Origin of the sequence: Tolypothrix campylonemoides VB511288_2, from assembly GCF_045999855.1 — a bacterium.
GTDB lineage: Bacteria > Cyanobacteriota > Cyanobacteriia > Cyanobacteriales > Nostocaceae > Scytonema > Scytonema bouteillei_A.
This window is the reverse complement of record NZ_JBFPMW010000011.1, coordinates 153,918-168,107: the sequence shown is the minus strand read 5'-3', so window position 1 is coordinate 168,107 and position 14,190 is coordinate 153,918. Positions and strand designations below refer to the sequence as shown.

At 39.3% G+C, this 14,190-nt stretch carries 18 protein-coding genes and 1 pseudogene; 11 read left to right on the top strand and 8 right to left on the bottom strand.

Annotated features, from left to right (window positions below; all coding sequences use genetic code 11):
- Positions 1 to 4: 4 nt before the first annotated feature.
- On the bottom strand, positions 5 to 130 hold the full coding sequence (locus AB0756_RS28225) for a hypothetical protein (protein ID WP_272899734.1): 126 nt from the start codon (positions 128 to 130) through the stop codon (positions 5 to 7).
- A gap of 207 nt (positions 131 to 337) precedes the next feature.
- Between AB0756_RS28225 and AB0756_RS28220 the strand changes: the two genes are divergently transcribed.
- Together AB0756_RS28220 and AB0756_RS28215 are read left to right on the top strand one after the other, a co-directional pair.
- Complete coding sequence (locus tag AB0756_RS28220) at positions 338 to 637, top strand: hypothetical protein (protein ID WP_038082434.1); 300 nt, start codon at positions 338 to 340, stop codon at positions 635 to 637.
- A 140-nt stretch (positions 638 to 777) separates the two neighbouring features.
- Positions 778 to 1,359, top strand: coding sequence for a CAP domain-containing protein (locus AB0756_RS28215; RefSeq protein ID WP_038082436.1), 582 nt, complete (start codon positions 778 to 780; stop codon positions 1,357 to 1,359).
- Here the strand turns inward: AB0756_RS28215 and AB0756_RS28210 are convergent.
- The 7 genes and pseudogenes from AB0756_RS28210 to AB0756_RS28180 all read right to left on the bottom strand — a co-directional run.
- Positions 1,348 to 1,521 (bottom strand): annotated as a pseudogene (locus AB0756_RS28210) (colanic acid biosynthesis acetyltransferase WcaF); the annotation flags it as partial. The gene AB0756_RS28215 and the pseudogene AB0756_RS28210 overlap by 12 nt on opposite strands.
- Before the next feature lie 15 nt (positions 1,522 to 1,536).
- Positions 1,537 to 1,821: a type II toxin-antitoxin system RelE/ParE family toxin gene (locus AB0756_RS28205; RefSeq protein WP_038082438.1), complete on the bottom strand. Its 285-nt coding sequence runs from the start codon at positions 1,819 to 1,821 to the stop codon at positions 1,537 to 1,539.
- A complete protein-coding gene (locus AB0756_RS28200; protein ID WP_038082440.1) occupies positions 1,822 to 2,037 on the bottom strand; it encodes a hypothetical protein in 216 nt (71 codons plus the stop codon). It abuts the gene before it with no gap.
- Between the two features lie 110 nt (positions 2,038 to 2,147).
- The gene (hpsU, locus tag AB0756_RS28195; protein ID WP_038082441.1) at positions 2,148 to 2,720 is read right to left on the bottom strand and encodes a hormogonium polysaccharide biosynthesis acetyltransferase HpsU; all 573 of its coding nucleotides are present in this window, start codon (positions 2,718 to 2,720) and stop codon (positions 2,148 to 2,150) included.
- Between the two features lie 286 nt (positions 2,721 to 3,006).
- The gene (locus AB0756_RS28190) at positions 3,007 to 3,948 is read right to left on the bottom strand and encodes a glycosyltransferase family 2 protein (protein WP_038082442.1); all 942 of its coding nucleotides are present in this window, start codon (positions 3,946 to 3,948) and stop codon (positions 3,007 to 3,009) included.
- Positions 3,949 to 3,960: 12 nt separating this feature from the next.
- A complete protein-coding gene (locus AB0756_RS28185; protein WP_038082443.1) occupies positions 3,961 to 4,899 on the bottom strand; it encodes a glycosyltransferase family 2 protein in 939 nt (312 codons plus the stop codon).
- A 312-nt stretch (positions 4,900 to 5,211) separates the two neighbouring features.
- Entirely contained in the window at positions 5,212 to 5,982 is a 771-nt protein-coding gene (locus tag AB0756_RS28180; protein ID WP_038082444.1) for a hypothetical protein, read from the bottom strand.
- 176 nt (positions 5,983 to 6,158) lie between these two features.
- Here AB0756_RS28180 and cobU point away from each other — a divergent pair, with 176 nt between their 5' ends.
- The 9 genes from cobU to AB0756_RS28135 all read left to right on the top strand — a co-directional run bounded on the left by cobU (position 6,159) and on the right by AB0756_RS28135 (position 14,103).
- Positions 6,159 to 6,728, top strand: coding sequence for a bifunctional adenosylcobinamide kinase/adenosylcobinamide-phosphate guanylyltransferase (gene cobU / locus AB0756_RS28175; RefSeq protein WP_038082445.1), 570 nt, complete (start codon positions 6,159 to 6,161; stop codon positions 6,726 to 6,728).
- A 123-nt stretch (positions 6,729 to 6,851) separates the two neighbouring features.
- Complete coding sequence (locus AB0756_RS28170; protein WP_038082446.1) at positions 6,852 to 7,283, top strand: hypothetical protein; 432 nt, start codon at positions 6,852 to 6,854, stop codon at positions 7,281 to 7,283.
- A 285-nt stretch (positions 7,284 to 7,568) separates the two neighbouring features.
- Positions 7,569 to 7,808 carry a hypothetical protein gene (locus tag AB0756_RS28165; RefSeq protein ID WP_038082448.1) on the top strand — a complete coding sequence of 80 codons (240 nt, stop codon included), beginning with the start codon at positions 7,569 to 7,571 and terminating at the stop codon, positions 7,806 to 7,808.
- Positions 7,809 to 8,006: 198 nt separating this feature from the next.
- Positions 8,007 to 8,249: a hypothetical protein gene (locus AB0756_RS28160; protein ID WP_167844657.1), complete on the top strand. Its 243-nt coding sequence runs from the start codon at positions 8,007 to 8,009 to the stop codon at positions 8,247 to 8,249.
- Positions 8,250 to 8,366: 117 nt separating this feature from the next.
- A complete protein-coding gene (locus AB0756_RS28155) occupies positions 8,367 to 8,606 on the top strand; it encodes a hypothetical protein (RefSeq protein ID WP_038082451.1) in 240 nt (79 codons plus the stop codon).
- A gap of 37 nt (positions 8,607 to 8,643) precedes the next feature.
- Positions 8,644 to 10,812: a peptidase domain-containing ABC transporter gene (locus AB0756_RS28150; protein ID WP_038082453.1), complete on the top strand. Its 2,169-nt coding sequence runs from the start codon at positions 8,644 to 8,646 to the stop codon at positions 10,810 to 10,812.
- A gap of 51 nt (positions 10,813 to 10,863) precedes the next feature.
- Entirely contained in the window at positions 10,864 to 12,276 is a 1,413-nt protein-coding gene (locus AB0756_RS28145) for an HlyD family secretion protein (protein ID WP_038082454.1), read from the top strand.
- Between the two features lie 16 nt (positions 12,277 to 12,292).
- On the top strand, positions 12,293 to 13,000 hold the full coding sequence (locus tag AB0756_RS28140; protein ID WP_082051687.1) for a hypothetical protein: 708 nt from the start codon (positions 12,293 to 12,295) through the stop codon (positions 12,998 to 13,000).
- Between the two features lie 425 nt (positions 13,001 to 13,425).
- Entirely contained in the window at positions 13,426 to 14,103 is a 678-nt protein-coding gene (locus tag AB0756_RS28135) for a response regulator transcription factor (RefSeq protein ID WP_038082456.1), read from the top strand.
- Positions 14,104 to 14,190: the final 87 nt, after the last annotated feature.

The window sequence follows — 14,190 nt, the reverse complement described above, 5'->3', positions numbered from 1 at the left end:
TTGTTTACCTAGCTGCTAAATTGCGATCGCTTGTTTTTCTCTTCACTTTAAACAGAGCGATCGCATTTTCTACTCTCGAACAGTTAAAACGGCTTAATTGTAAACTATCTACAGTTGAGAAAGTTATCAAGTTAAATTCAATTCTTCAGTAATATCCACAAAGAGAATTGTAGAAAAACATATGCTGCGAAGCAGAGTCAGTTAGGTTAGGCTTTTGTCGTAAATATTTTAAACTAAATGTCTGGAAAACTAGTATTTTTCTATACTCAGTAATTAAGCAAGCTCGATCTTTACAAGCTACAGACATTTTTGGATAAAAATTTTTCAGAAGAAAAATATGCCGTCCTCATTGTCTGTTGATAGCACTATTGTGCTTTGGATACCAGACTTTGACTCAATCGTAATTCCAAAACAAAATTCTCATGAAGAAGATTTATATAAAATTGATAGGACAAATAAAGAAGCTTTTAATAAAGCAATATACGTACACGAGCTAATGTGTAAACAAAATGTTGCACATAATTCATTGACTTTAAATCTATTACTAAAATTTACTCCTGATTTTGATACTGCTTGGAAGCTGTATCAAGCACTAGAAAGGGATAAAAGAATAAAAAAAGGTGAAGTTTCATTTTAAATTTTTAATACTTTAATTGGTAAAGCTAATAAAAAGCAAGAGAAAGAAGTTCTAGAAATGGTAGAAGCTAAATATCCAAAACTAGTTAATAAAATGAAAAATAATGATGTAAGAAAAAAGGGTAAAAGTAGCTAAGGCGTATGTTGAAATTTCATATAAAATCTAAGTACAGAAGTGCGATCGCACCAATAATCCCGGTTATAGGAATAACACTTGCATTTTTAATCGCCGGGTGTGAGGAAGCTGTAGAGTATTTACCTCCTCTGCCCAAAATTGAAGTACCATCTGGCAAACCTCAAAAACCTGCTGTTCTTGCCCAAACTTCCGCAACAGCCAATATTGAGGCAGCTGTTAGGCAAGATATTAATCAAGTTCGCCTTAAATATGGCTTAAAACCTTTGCAAAACAATGAAAAGCTAGCAGAAGTAGCCCGAAGGTACAGTCGGCAAATGGCCGAGAAAAACTTTTTTAGCCATACTGGATCTGATGGTAGCACCCTTTCCCAAAGAGCGCGATCGGGAGGAATTATTTACTGGGTGGTTGGTGAAAATTTATTTAAAAGCACAAATATTCCCCGACCCGTACCAGTGGCGGTGGATGGTTGGATGAAAAGCCCCGGACACCGGGAGAATATCCTACGTCCCATTTTTAAAGAGACTGGGGTCGGCGTTTGGAAAATTGGCAGGACTTATTATATTACGCAGTTATTTTTACGAGGTTAACTCACATTTTCTTTCATAACGTGGGACACAGGGAGTTCCCCAACAAACTTGTGCGGGAGGTATGTCGCTAAAAACACTGCTACGAGCACCAATCACAGCATTAGACCCAATTTTAACTCCCGGTCCCACAAAGCAATCTGCAGCTACCCACGCTTCATTGCCAGTAGTCATCCTCGATCAATACACTTCATCATGAGAACCAATGTCAATCAAGAATATTTCCTCTTCTCCAGAGTCTGAATTCTCAACAAAATTAAACACAATACGACAATCATATTCAATAGAACAAGCCCAAGCCCCAAGTAACTTACCTTTAAGCTTATGGGTTTGCAAAATTGGATCGAATGGATTGGTTGCTAAGAGGACTAAGCATTCTTCAATGCGTTCTTGCATTTCCGGTCGTCGTTGTACCAATTTTTTGAAAGCTCGCTTGAACGAAGATGCTAAAACTATCGTTCTCACTTACTGCCTCAACTCAGCAATGATCTGCTCAACTGTTCCTCGAAATACTTTACCTGCTTGATACTCTGCCTGTGCTTGAGCAATATTAGCAGCAATTTCTGAACGTCGCTGTTCAGCCAATCGTCGTTGTACCAAATCGATAAGAGCCTCTTGTTCCTCAATCGATAAAGTCTCAACGCTTTCTAAAACCTGCTCAAACTTTGAAGCTTGTGTCATCAGTAAATTTTCTATTATTGTAAACTTCTTTATTATAAAGAAACAAATTCAGAGGTTGTGAGGACGATAATTGAAGAATTGGCAGGACTTATTATATTACGCAGTTATTTTTACGAGGTTAACTCACATTTTCTTTCATAACGTGGGACACAGGGAGTTCCCCAACAAACTTGTGCGGGAGGTATGTCGCTAAAAACACTGCTACGAGCACCAATCACAGCATTAGACCCAATTTTAACTCCCGGTCCCACAAAGCAATCTGCAGCTATCCACGCTCCATTGCCAACGGTAATACTTGCTGTTTTTAAGCCGAAAGCTGGATCGCGAAGGTCGTGGTTTCCAGTACACAGGTAGCTTTTTTGGGAGATGACGCAGTGTTCTCCTATGTCAATACAATCGAGACTGTAGAAAACTACGTCATCTCCTATCCAACTGTAATCGCCAATAGTGACTTTCCATGGATAGGTGAAACGAGCAGTTGGTCTAATCAGAACCCCTTGACCGATACGAGCACCGAACAAACGCAGCAAAGCACAGCGCAAGCCATTGAAGGGGTGAGGTGTCAGAGGAAAAGCGATCGCTTGTACAAACCACCACAGCAAGATATACCAGCCGGGTCGCCCTCGGTCAAACCAAGATTGGTCGTATTTGCGTAAATCTACAAAAGGTGTGTTATTTGTCATACAAGAAAATTGTTAGTTGTTAGTTGGTTAGTTGTTCGTGGATAAAAATAACTACTAACCACTAACCACTAACCACTAATTTATCTGGGAAAGGCAGAGGGCAGAGGGCAGAGGGCAGAAGGGAGGAATAAGTATTAAAGGTAACAAGTAATCCCTTCTATTCCGTCTGACCTCTGCCAAAGGGGTATAAAACCCCACCGTCTACACGGTGTCTACAATCGGTTGGGGTCAGAATCCCCAACAGAAGTGAGCCTTCTGCCATCTGCCTCCAGCAAGGCTGCCTTCTTCAAATTACTGTGTGCCCAATTTCTTTAGGTAAGGAGGGCGGCTGTACAATGGGTTGAGATGAGGTATTTAAGCGTCCATTATGTTGGCGCAATTCGTAAAGTTTGACACCAATTTGATATTCATATTGACTTAAAAGCCGTCCGTAAATGTACCCCGCTCTGCCATCTAAAAACCCGCGTTGAATAATATAAAATAAAACAAAGCGTAACAATGGTTTAAATGGCAATCGTACCCAAACTTTTTTCAAGAAGCGTTTGCGTTTCACGGCATCTCCAAAGAGACTCGCACCGATAGTACCGTTATCATCTTTGCCTTCGAGCAAATTGTGATAAACACGGGCTTCCCAGTTAGAATAACGGTTGTGCCTCTCTATCCAATGGAAGAGATCGCGGAAATCCTCATGCAACATATCATGTTTGAGGTAGCCTACTTTTCCATCCAAAATAACGTGTTCGTGAACTTCGTTATCGCCTGTATTGGGAATATCTTCAGTATTGAGGTTTTCGTAACGACCTTTTTTGTGTTTGAACAAACGCAAGTTCCAATCAGGATATTTGCCCCCATGACGAATCCATGTTCCTAAGAAATAAACTCGACGGTTGAGGTAATAACCATTGAATTCAGGATTTTCAATAGCTTGGGCAATTTCATCCCACAATTCAGGGGGAATGCGTTCGTCGCAATCAACAATTAGCACCCATTCGTTACGAAAGGGTAGATTTTCTAAAGACCAATTTTTCTTTTTAGGCCAGCGTCCGTTGAAGGAAAATTGTACAACGTTTGCACCATAATTTTGAGAAATTTCAACGCTTTTATCGCTACTTTGAGAATCAACAACAAAAACTTCATCTGCTCTTTGAACGCTTGTCAGACAAGCAGGTAAATTAGCTTGTTCGTTTTTTGCTGGAATAAGTACAGAAACTGGTATTTTGGAAGACATAATCAATAAGCTTTATTTGTTATCTTTTTTGGATGTGAGTAAAAGACCCTTAATAGCAGCGTTTAAATAACCAATTTGACCATAAGCATAAACAAGTTTGTCAAAGCGTTCTGCTGGGTCTGAAAAATGCTGCAACGATTTGTACAGCCCGCGTAAGAATCGCTCGCCGCCACGCAGCAATTGACTTATACCAGCTTTGCCAACCAGTTCTTCTCGGTAACAATCACTGATCCCTTGCCACCAGCCCCGATTGAGGAACCAAGAGCGTTGAAGGCGTTCGGGAGCAACGTTATGAGCTACAAGAGCTTCTGGAAGGTAAGCAACCTGCATCCCCCGATCGAGAGCAAGTTCGGTCATTTGCAGTTCTTCATGAGAGAGTAACTTAGTACCAACTCGACCAAGATTTGTATCAAAACCTCCTATTTCTTTAAGGAAACTATGGCGTATGGAGTAATTCAAGCCCCTAGGGGTCATTCCTGGGTCTTGGATGTAGACTAAGCTGTTACCTAAATCGTATGCTCCTAAGTTAGCTGCTAATCCGGTAGATAGCCAACTTGGGGATTGCATTCCTTGAGGCCACAGTAGGGTAACTTTGCCACCAGCAATTGCTAGCTTGGGGTTGTCCTGATACGCTGAGTACAAAACTTGCAGCCAGCGCGAGCTCGCTTCTGCATCGTCGTCTAGGTAGGCTAAAATTTCCCCACTAGCTACTTGAGCGCCAGTGTTGCGGGCAACGGAAAGTCCCAATACTGGTTCAAAAATATACTTAAGCCGTAGGTCGTGGTTTCTTTGTTCCGTAATTTCACGAGTGCGATCGCTCGACCCATTATCCACAACTATCACTTCAAAGTCTCCAGCAAAATCTTGTGCCAAAAGACTATCGATGGCAGCCCCTAAGTATTTTTCGCGGTTGTGAGTACAAATAATGGCAGAAATTGGTATTTGTGGCATATTTAGTCATCGTTATCAGTTATCAGCTGTGGGTTATCAGTTATCAGTTATGACTAATAACTTTTCACTGATTACTGTTTTAGCCTACTCTGGAGCTAATCTATACCAAAGATTTACATCTCACCAACCGAGTTTTTTCGGAGAAATCGAAAGAATTCTTTATTTTTCTGGTATTTTCTTTTAGACACGGATGGGCAAGAAAACTATTTCTCTCATGCAATAAGTATTCTTGCTTATTTGGTAAACAAAAGGGAGACGTCCGCCCCACACGAGTGAGTCTTACTGGGGCGGTGGAAGTTTGGGAATTATAAGTTACTGTGCTTGAATGTGACCGTGCAAAATCACAAGAGTTTCTGCAAGTTGTGCAAGACGGGTTTCTAAATACTGCTTGCGCCCCAAGAGCTGGCGCAGCTTTTGGTAACGAGCGATCGCTACACTGACACTAGCAACTTGCTCCTGCGGACACGGACGCGACCAGACTCGACCTGAGGCATCCAAACCACACAAACGATACCCAGCACGAGGTGACTGACAGGCAACATTACTGTCAGATGTACAAATTTCTTCTACATAATCCATAAGGCGATCGACTTCTGCGTGTCGCAGTGTTGCGGTTCCTCCTGGCTGTGATTCGCGTTCGCGAGATTCCAACCAACCATTGACAATTGGTCCCTCTAAATAAATATCTTGAATTTGCTTAACAATTGTTTGTAATTCTGTTTGCCAAGAAGCAACTGTTTCTTGGATTTCTAGCAATATATTCATTGCCAATCCTGGATTAGCTGCATTGCGATGGCTGGAAAAGTTAGGAGTTTTCAATTTTGGGAGACTGGGTGTTTTGCAACCGTTTTCTTGCGCGGGAAAAGTCTGCACGGAATTATCGTGAGGGGGTAAATCCTGCTCTAGTTGCGTAGTTAACTCACTTTCAGTTGGTATTTCAGTACTAGAAGATGCCTCTGATGTCCCAAGACTAATCCGAAATGATAAAGCTTTCTTGGTCGAAGTCTCTGGTTCGGTGGAAGCAGTGTTGCGAGTCCCCAAATCGTGTAAAGTTGCTTCTATGCGTTTTACTCCTGTTCTCATATAAATATCTCTAGTAAGGATGAAGGATTGAGGATAAAGTATGAAGGATAACGGATGTAAAATAAATTACACTTATTTACTCTACACTTTATCCTTCAAATCCTGCCAGTCATTATATTTAAAGTTATTAGGCTACAAAATGCCAGCCTCGAGATGAAAAAATTTGGTAAATAGCTTTGAGTAAAATTATCTTGGTGACCGGACCAACACGTTCTGGGAAAAGTGAATGGGCAGAAACCTTGGCAGCACAGTCAAGCAAAGCAGTTGTTTATATAGCAACAGCAACTCTTGATTCAGATGATGAAGAGTGGATGCAACGAGTTCAACAACACCAACAAAGACGTCCCCAAAATTGGATGACGTTGGAGGTGCCGTATGAATTGTCAGCAGCGCTAGCTGAAGCTAAACCAAATACCTGCCTTTTGATAGATGCTTTGGGAACTTGGATTGCCAATCTTTTAGAACAAGATGATTGGAACTGGCAAAATACCGTTCAAGAGTTTTTAGACACCGTGCAACTTGTGGCGGCTGATATGATTTTTGTTGCTGAGGAGACAGGTTGGGGTGTCGTACCTGCTTATTCTACCGGGAGAACGTTTCGCGATCGCTTGGGTTCTTTGGTGCGTCAGTTAGGTGGAATTGCCGATACCGTTTATTTGGTGACTGGAGGTTATGCTCTTAATCTCAGCGTCCTCGGTTCTCCGCTACGCGATCGAGGAATACAAGGGATTCAGGAAAATGATTGACTAATAACCAATGACAGATGATTCATAACTCATGAATCATTTCTAATTAATTAGAAACTATTCTTAATTCTTTATTCAAGATTCGCAACTGAAAAGTCCAGAGACAAACTATAAAATTGTAATATGGCATCAACAAAAGACGTTAAACGGTATCTAGCTTACTGGTTTCAGCTAGGCAAAAGGGTTGTTATCGACAACGGCGCTGCAACCTTGCAGCTAAAGGAAGTTGTTAAGGGCAATCGGTATAGTGACGAATTTGAAGCGTGTTGGGAGCAGATTACTTCTCCTGAGGGGGGTGATTGTTATCTAGAAGGTACTCACGAAACAATAGCGGAGTTGCTGTCGCCTTCTTGGGATGTGACTCCTTGCGCTCGTTGCAATATGCCAATACCTGCAAGAAATATGGGTATGCCTCCTTTGCTGTGCCCTTGCTTTGATGTAGCTGGATGGCCTAATACTGAGTTACCCCCACCTCGATGTCCGGTTGATAGCCAACAAGAATTAAAAGCGATTCGCGATCGGCTTGTAAGCGGTCTATCTTCAATAGGGAAGTAGTAGATTAGATAGTCGTAGTTCTCGATAAAATCAAATAGATTCAATCATAGGGGTGCAAAGTATTGCGCCCCTACATTTTTTATATGTATTTTTAGGAAATAGATAGTTTCGTAATTCGACAAAATTTTCTTCTGAACTAGGTAATAAAGTTAGCAGAAAATGTAAATGATATCTGAAGTATGCCTTGATATCTTATCAATATAAGCAAGAAGTTGAAAGACCAAAAAAGAAATCAACAATTTGCTTATACTAAAACAATTTCAATACAAAATCAGGAGAAAACCTATGCAAGCTCACACCCAGGAAGAACTATTTACTGACATTACATCTGATGAATCTGCTAGTGTTAGTGGAGGTGTATTTATTGGTGGTTTTAGCCTCGATAAATATCTTTTTGGACTAGGTGCCGCAGCAGTATTTGGTAATGGTGTACCCTTTGTACCCACTGTAGCAGAAATTCAATTTGCTTGGGAAAACTCACTTTATGGATCTGACCCAGCATTAGCACCTTTTGGTAAGTACTAAAACATTTCATATCTTTCATCAACTTGCAAAAAGGGATACGCCCTAGTTCATTAATCTCAAAAACCCGGTTCTTCAGTATAGGCGCACCATGGAGCGTCTATACGCTAACAAAAATTAAGCTTTGCAACATAGAGAAACCGGGTTTTTCCATGTTGAGTATTGAAGCGAAGTTCTGAAATTCTTTTTAAGGAGCCGGAGATGGAAATAACTGAAAACCAATCACTTTTTACGGGATTAACAATGGAAGAATCAGCTGCAATTGCAGGTGGACTGATGGTTCTGAGAGCTAAATATGACTCTCAAACTAAAAGCTTCAAGGTAGAAACCAAAAAGATAGAACTTGGTGAAGACTTACTTGAGTTATTTGACACCTACTATATCTTTAACGGCTTATTTGGAGGCTATGGTTTTTACAAGAATTATGGAAGTTTATGGGTTTAACTAGCAAAGCCGAAATTGGCTTAAGGTAATAAACTATAACTTTCATATTCATTTTATTTTGAATGCTCTTCGGTTGTCAGGTAGTTCGCCATTGTATCTATTTATCATCTGCAAGCGATGGAAGATGAAAAAAACCCGCTTTTTACAGAATTAAATTCTGAAGAATCTGCTGCCGTCAGTGGAGGAGCATCTCGGGTTGGTTTTGACATAAATACTTACTTGTTTATTTTGGGGGCTGGTGTATTATTTGGCAACCCTGGGCTAACGTCAGAAGAAATTCAGTTTGCTTGGGAGCAATCGTTTGTTTCTAACAAACCCTCGAAGTCTCGCCGAAGAAAACGTTTTTTCTGGTGGTAAATGCACGAGAAATCAAGACAAGCATACTGGGTTTATTATGAAATATACTCACGTTTTACAACATAGTGAAGAAGATTGTGGTGCAGCTTGTCTTGCTGCGATCGCCAAACATTATGGACGTACTTTTACCCTGAATCATATTCGTGAGGTAGTAGGAACTGGACAACTCGGAACAACTTTACTAGGGCTTAAACGGGGAGCGGAAACACTGGGTTTTAATGCTCGCCCAGTCAAAACTTCACCAGAACTTTTAGATCGACTGCATGAAGCACCTCTACCAGCTATTATTCACTGGAAAGGAAATCACTGGGTTATTTTACATGGCAAGAAAGGTAAACAATGCGTTGTTGCCGATCCTGCTGTAGGTATCCGCTATCTTTCCAAACAAGATTTGGTGGAAGGTTGGGGAGATTGGTTGATGCTCTTATTAGAGCCAGATCCAATACGCTTTTTTGACCAAAAAAATGAGAATATTTCAGGTTTTTGGCGCTTCTTAAAGCGTATTTGGATTTATCGAACTATTTTAGCGCAAGCTCTACCCTTAAACTTCTTTTTAGGAATATTATCTTTATCTTCGCCATTTTTACTACAAATCTTAACTGATGACGTTTTAGTTAGAGGTGATACAAAATTGCTAACAACTGTGGCGATCGCAGTTGTTGTCATGAACTTTATTAGCACCAGTCTTACCTGGGTACAATCCAACCTTATTGCTCATTTCGCCCAACGTCTGCAATTGGGATTAGTCCTAGAATTTGGACGACAAATGCTGCATCTACCTCTTGCTTATTACGAAGCCCGTCGTAGTGGAGAAATTGTCAGCCGACTGCGAGATATCGACCAAATCAATCAGCTAGTTGCTCAAGTCGTAGTGAGTTTACCCAGTCAATTTTTTATTTCCTTAGTTTCTTTAGGCTTCATGATTTTTTATAGTTGGAAACTCACTGCTGTAGCTTTATTCATTGCTATCTTAATGACATTATCTACAGTGATTTTTCAGCCTACTTTACAACAAAAAACTCGTGAGGTTTTAGTCACAGAAGCTGAAAATCAAGGTGTTTTAGTAGAAACCTTTAAAGGTTCACTTACTTTAAAAACAACGACAGCAGCACCTCAGTTTTGGGATGAATTCCAAAGCCGATTTGGCCGTCTTTCTAATGTAACATTGCGGACAATTCAAATTGGCATTATCAATAGTACTTTTTCTAGCTTTGTTTCTGCTACAGGTAGCGTTGTTTTGCTTTGGTTTGGTGGCAATTTGGTAGTTAATCCAATTGAACATTTGAGTATAGGGCAACTACTTGCCTTTAACTCTATGAATCATAACTTTCTAGGATTCATTGGTACTATTATCACCTTTATAGACGAATTTACTCGTGCTAAGACTGCAACGCAACGTTTAACAGAAGTTATCGATGCTACACCAGAAAATGAGGGCGATGGTAGAAAGCCTTTTGCCAAAATTCTTAGCGACGCTGACATTGTTTGTACAAATGTTAATTTTCACTATGCTGGTCGAGTTGAGCTATTAGAAGACTTTTCTTTAACCATTCCTGGCGGTAAAGTGACTGCTCTCATAGGTCAGTCTGGATGTGGGAAAAGCACTTTAGCAAAATTAATTGCAGGGTTGTATCAGATCCAGTCTGGGAATATTCGTATTGGAATTTACAACCTCAATGACCTTGCTCTTGATTGTTTGCGCCAACAGGTAGTTCTCGTACCACAAGATGCTCACTTTTGGAGCCGTTCTATTATTGAAAACTTTCGCATGGGAGCACCTTACGTAAGCTTTGAACAAATAGTAAAAGCTTGTCAAATTGCTGATGCTGATGATTTTATTAGCAAACTCCCTGACAAATATCAAACTATTTTAGGGGAATTTGGTGCAAATATTTCTGGTGGTCAACGCCAAAGACTTGCGCTAGCAAGGGCGATTGTTTCCGAACCAGCAGTTCTGATTTTAGATGAATCAACTTCTGGACTCGATCCAGTCGGTGAATCAAAGGTTTTGAATAAATTGCTACAACATCGTCGTGGAAAAACCACAATTTTAATTACCCATCGCCCTCAAGTTATAAACAGAGCGGATTGGATTGTTTTGTTAGATCGTGGAAAGTTGAAAATACAAGGTTATCTAGAAGAATTGCAAGCTATGCAAGGCGAACATTTAGATTTTCTAATTCCCGATCTGAAGACTCGTCATTAATCAAGGGTTTTATTAAAAAAACAATTTTCTAGCAATCATTAGGTGCTAATTATGCTCTATACCCACACTCAAAAATTTCTTCCCTCTTCTTACTACGATGAGTTTCTACCTCCAGTGAGTCGTTGGACTTCTTTAGCTGGAATATCTTTAATGGGGACTGTGGGTACTGCGATCGCTCTCTCCTCATATATCAAATACAATGTTACTGTAAAAACTGGGGCTACTGTACGTCCTACAGGTGATATTCGTTTAGTACAACCAGAAATAGAAGGTACTATTAAAAGTATTTTTGTTAAAGAAAATCAAACAGTCAAACAAGGTGACATTATTGCTCGACTTGACGATCTAGAAATACATATTAAAAACAATCAATTGCAAGCAAATTTACAAGAGAACAAATTACAATTGATTCAAATTGATGCTCAAGTCAATGCTTTGGATAATCAAATAGAAGCTGAGAAAAAAGTGATAGAATGGACAGTGGCTTCTGCAAAAGCTGAGTTAACACGCAGTCAAAGGGAGTATAACGACCAACAAGTTAAAACCCAAAGTGAATGGCAAGCATCGCAAGCCAACCTCCAAAAATCAGAAGCAAATTTACAAAAAGCTAAAGCCGATTTAGATTTTGCTCAATTGGATCGCGATCGCTATCAGCAACTTGCAGAAATTGGAGCCGTCAGCAAGCGAGAATTCGAGCAAAGAAAATTAGCTGTCGAACAAGCAAAAGCCGTCGTTGATTCCGAACAGAGAGCGATTGATATTGCTAAAGCTAACCTACAATCCGCTCGAGCTGCAATTAATCCTAGTGCAGCGATCGTAGCAATAGCCAAACAGAAAATCGCTCAAGAAACAGTCAGAGGAAAATCAACTATTGCAGCATTTCTTCGCGAAAAAAATGCTTTGATTCAAAAAAGAATTGAGATGAACAATCAAATAAAACAAGCAAAGAAAGAACTCGAAAAAAACCAGCTTCAACTTCAAAATACCTTAATTCGTGCTACCAGTGACGGTACTATCCTTAAGTTAAATCTACGAAATCCCGGTCAAGTTGTACGTCCCTCAGAATCTGTTGCTGAAATCGTACCTCACAATACCCCTCTAGTCATAAAAGCAATAATTCCTGCGTCTGATATCAAAAATGTTGAAGTTGGTCAAAATGTTCAGTTGCGAGTTGATGCTTGTCCCTATCCCGATTACGGGACTCTCCATGGGGTTGTCACGGCTGTTTCACCAGACGCCATAGTTCCTCAAAATAACAATTCCTCCACTTCCTCCCCTGCTGCTACAACTCCTATAACCAGTTATTTTGAAGCAACAATCAAACCAAAAACTATCTCTTTTGGAAATAACAATCATCATTGCTCAATTCAAGCTGGAATGGATGCAAAAGCTGACATTATTTCTAAAGAAGAAACTGCACTAGAATTTATGTTGAGAAAAGCCAGATTAATAACAGATATTTAAAATATATTTTCTATTAGTGAGGCTGAAATTGTGTACGATCGTTATATTTTCAATCATCTACTGCCTTACCCTCATTAGGTTTATTGCATCTTACCAAAAGACCCAAGAAGCATTACACTGGTGGTCTTACAGACAATCCATCAAACTTTTTTTAGAAGCAGAAACTATTCGAGATAATTTTTTACAGGAAACTTTTGCGATCCGTCGCAATTTAGAAATGTTATCAGGAGATGATTGGGAGCTATCAGCGTATAGAACTCAAGAATGTTTAACAAAAGTTGAGAATTTACATCAATCTCTTGCTCAATTAAGCGAACGTTTATTTCCAGCCTATTTTCAAGGTAGCTTACCTTTAGCTATTCAAGGTGTACTAGAATCTTGGACTATGTCTCATCCACTTATATCTTTTAATGTCAGTTTACCAAAAACTTGGCAATATGAAACTATCGAACACAGCTTGATAGTAGTTTGGTCTTTGGAAGAGTTATTAAAAATTGCCGTACCAGACATTTTAACGCCCATTTTAATTTACATAAATTTAGAACAACGAAAAAATAGAGCGAAATTAGTGGTGGAAATAACTTATCCCGATATATCTATATTAACATTGTATTGCAGTCAATTAGAATTTGACTGTTTAAGTGAAAGTTTTAGATTCTTAACCTCAGGAAAATGTTTATATTTCTACAGGAACTTAAATATAAATTGGCATTTCTCTTGGTGATGTTTTTCACTTATAGAGCAATCTTGTTCAGTTGATGAAATACACGTTGGGGAGTCACACTCGTGGGGGAGTTTTCTGCGTTTAGAGGAGTATATCTACCAACATAAGGCTTTTTGAAAGCATTTCCGACCTAACAGTACTTAGAATTTGTAACAAATAGTTTAGGATTACTATAATAGCAATTCAATTTACTTTTTTCAGTGTATCTATGGTAAGCATTGCGTGCTTTCTAGTACTTAACCTTTTTCATACATAGTGTTAAATTGTCTCCATTCAGAAAGTTAAGAATTATATACTAGTATCCTGAATTTGTTTCACCAATACGAATAGTAGATTACTTACATACCTTGCTTGTAGCCTGTTAAACTTTACATAATTTATTAATTTATACCCCGTTCCTTATAGTATTTTAACGGAGGTAAAATATGACACAAGTAACATCAGATAAAGCTTTGATAAATATTTTGGTTATTGATGACCACGAATCAGTTTTAAGCGGAACTATAGATATATTACAAAAACAATATCCAGAGGCTAAATTTAGTACTTCTCTCACGTCTAAAAACGCTCTCGATCGAGTGAGAATATTAAACCCAGATCTTGTGGTTATGGATTTATCTATTCCTGATAGCCCAGGGATGTCACCACGCCCCGAGACGGGTGTTCAACTTCTAAAAACTTTGATGAAAGAATTCCCCAATTTAAATCTTGTTGTCCAAAGCGCTCATGCTAGAACACTCGTAAGAATCAGACCTGACATTGATACTCATAAAGGGGGATTTACTGTGGCTGATAAAAGTCTTTCTAGCAAAGAAATGTTAATTAGAGTTGATTGGGCTTTACAGGGGTTAACTCATACAAAAGATATTAAAGGAATTCATGCTGGGTTGGAGATTAAACCTGAGTGGTTGAAAGTCCTAAGTTTGGCTTTTGAGCAAGGATTACAAGATAAAGCGATCGCCGAACAAATGTGCGTATCAGAACGCATGGTGCGACATTACTGGAATAAGCTACAAGATGCTTTAAATGTTTATCCTGAAGAGGGAAAAAATATTCGGATTCAAACGGAGATGAGAGCTAGAGAAGAAGGATTAATCGATTAGTATAGGGACTCAGTCAGAAAAATTGAAAATTATTGGCTCCCCTTTGTAGCAGTGCTTGGGCACACATATAGTAACTACAAACTTCTA

Bases quoted from the DNA above. Each gene is read 5' to 3' on its own strand.
- AB0756_RS28220 (WP_038082434.1), top strand. From the start codon at position 338: ATGCCGTCCTCATTGTCTGTTGATAGCACTATTGTGCTTTGGATACCA.
- AB0756_RS28215 (WP_038082436.1), top strand. From the start codon at position 778: ATGTTGAAATTTCATATAAAATCTAAGTACAGAAGTGCGATCGCACCA.
- AB0756_RS28200 (WP_038082440.1), bottom strand. From the start codon at position 2,037: ATGACACAAGCTTCAAAGTTTGAGCAGGTTTTAGAAAGCGTTGAGACT.
- hpsU (WP_038082441.1), bottom strand. From the start codon at position 2,720: ATGACAAATAACACACCTTTTGTAGATTTACGCAAATACGACCAATCT.
- AB0756_RS28190 (WP_038082442.1), bottom strand. From the start codon at position 3,948: ATGTCTTCCAAAATACCAGTTTCTGTACTTATTCCAGCAAAAAACGAA.
- AB0756_RS28185 (WP_038082443.1), bottom strand. From the start codon at position 4,899: ATGCCACAAATACCAATTTCTGCCATTATTTGTACTCACAACCGCGAA.
- AB0756_RS28180 (WP_038082444.1), bottom strand. From the start codon at position 5,982: ATGAGAACAGGAGTAAAACGCATAGAAGCAACTTTACACGATTTGGGG.
- AB0756_RS28170 (WP_038082446.1), top strand. From the start codon at position 6,852: ATGGCATCAACAAAAGACGTTAAACGGTATCTAGCTTACTGGTTTCAG.
- AB0756_RS28165 (WP_038082448.1), top strand. From the start codon at position 7,569: ATGCAAGCTCACACCCAGGAAGAACTATTTACTGACATTACATCTGAT.
- AB0756_RS28160 (WP_167844657.1), top strand. From the start codon at position 8,007: ATGGAAATAACTGAAAACCAATCACTTTTTACGGGATTAACAATGGAA.
- AB0756_RS28155 (WP_038082451.1), top strand. From the start codon at position 8,367: ATGGAAGATGAAAAAAACCCGCTTTTTACAGAATTAAATTCTGAAGAA.
- AB0756_RS28150 (WP_038082453.1), top strand. From the start codon at position 8,644: ATGAAATATACTCACGTTTTACAACATAGTGAAGAAGATTGTGGTGCA.
- AB0756_RS28145 (WP_038082454.1), top strand. From the start codon at position 10,864: ATGCTCTATACCCACACTCAAAAATTTCTTCCCTCTTCTTACTACGAT.
- AB0756_RS28135 (WP_038082456.1), top strand. From the start codon at position 13,426: ATGACACAAGTAACATCAGATAAAGCTTTGATAAATATTTTGGTTATT.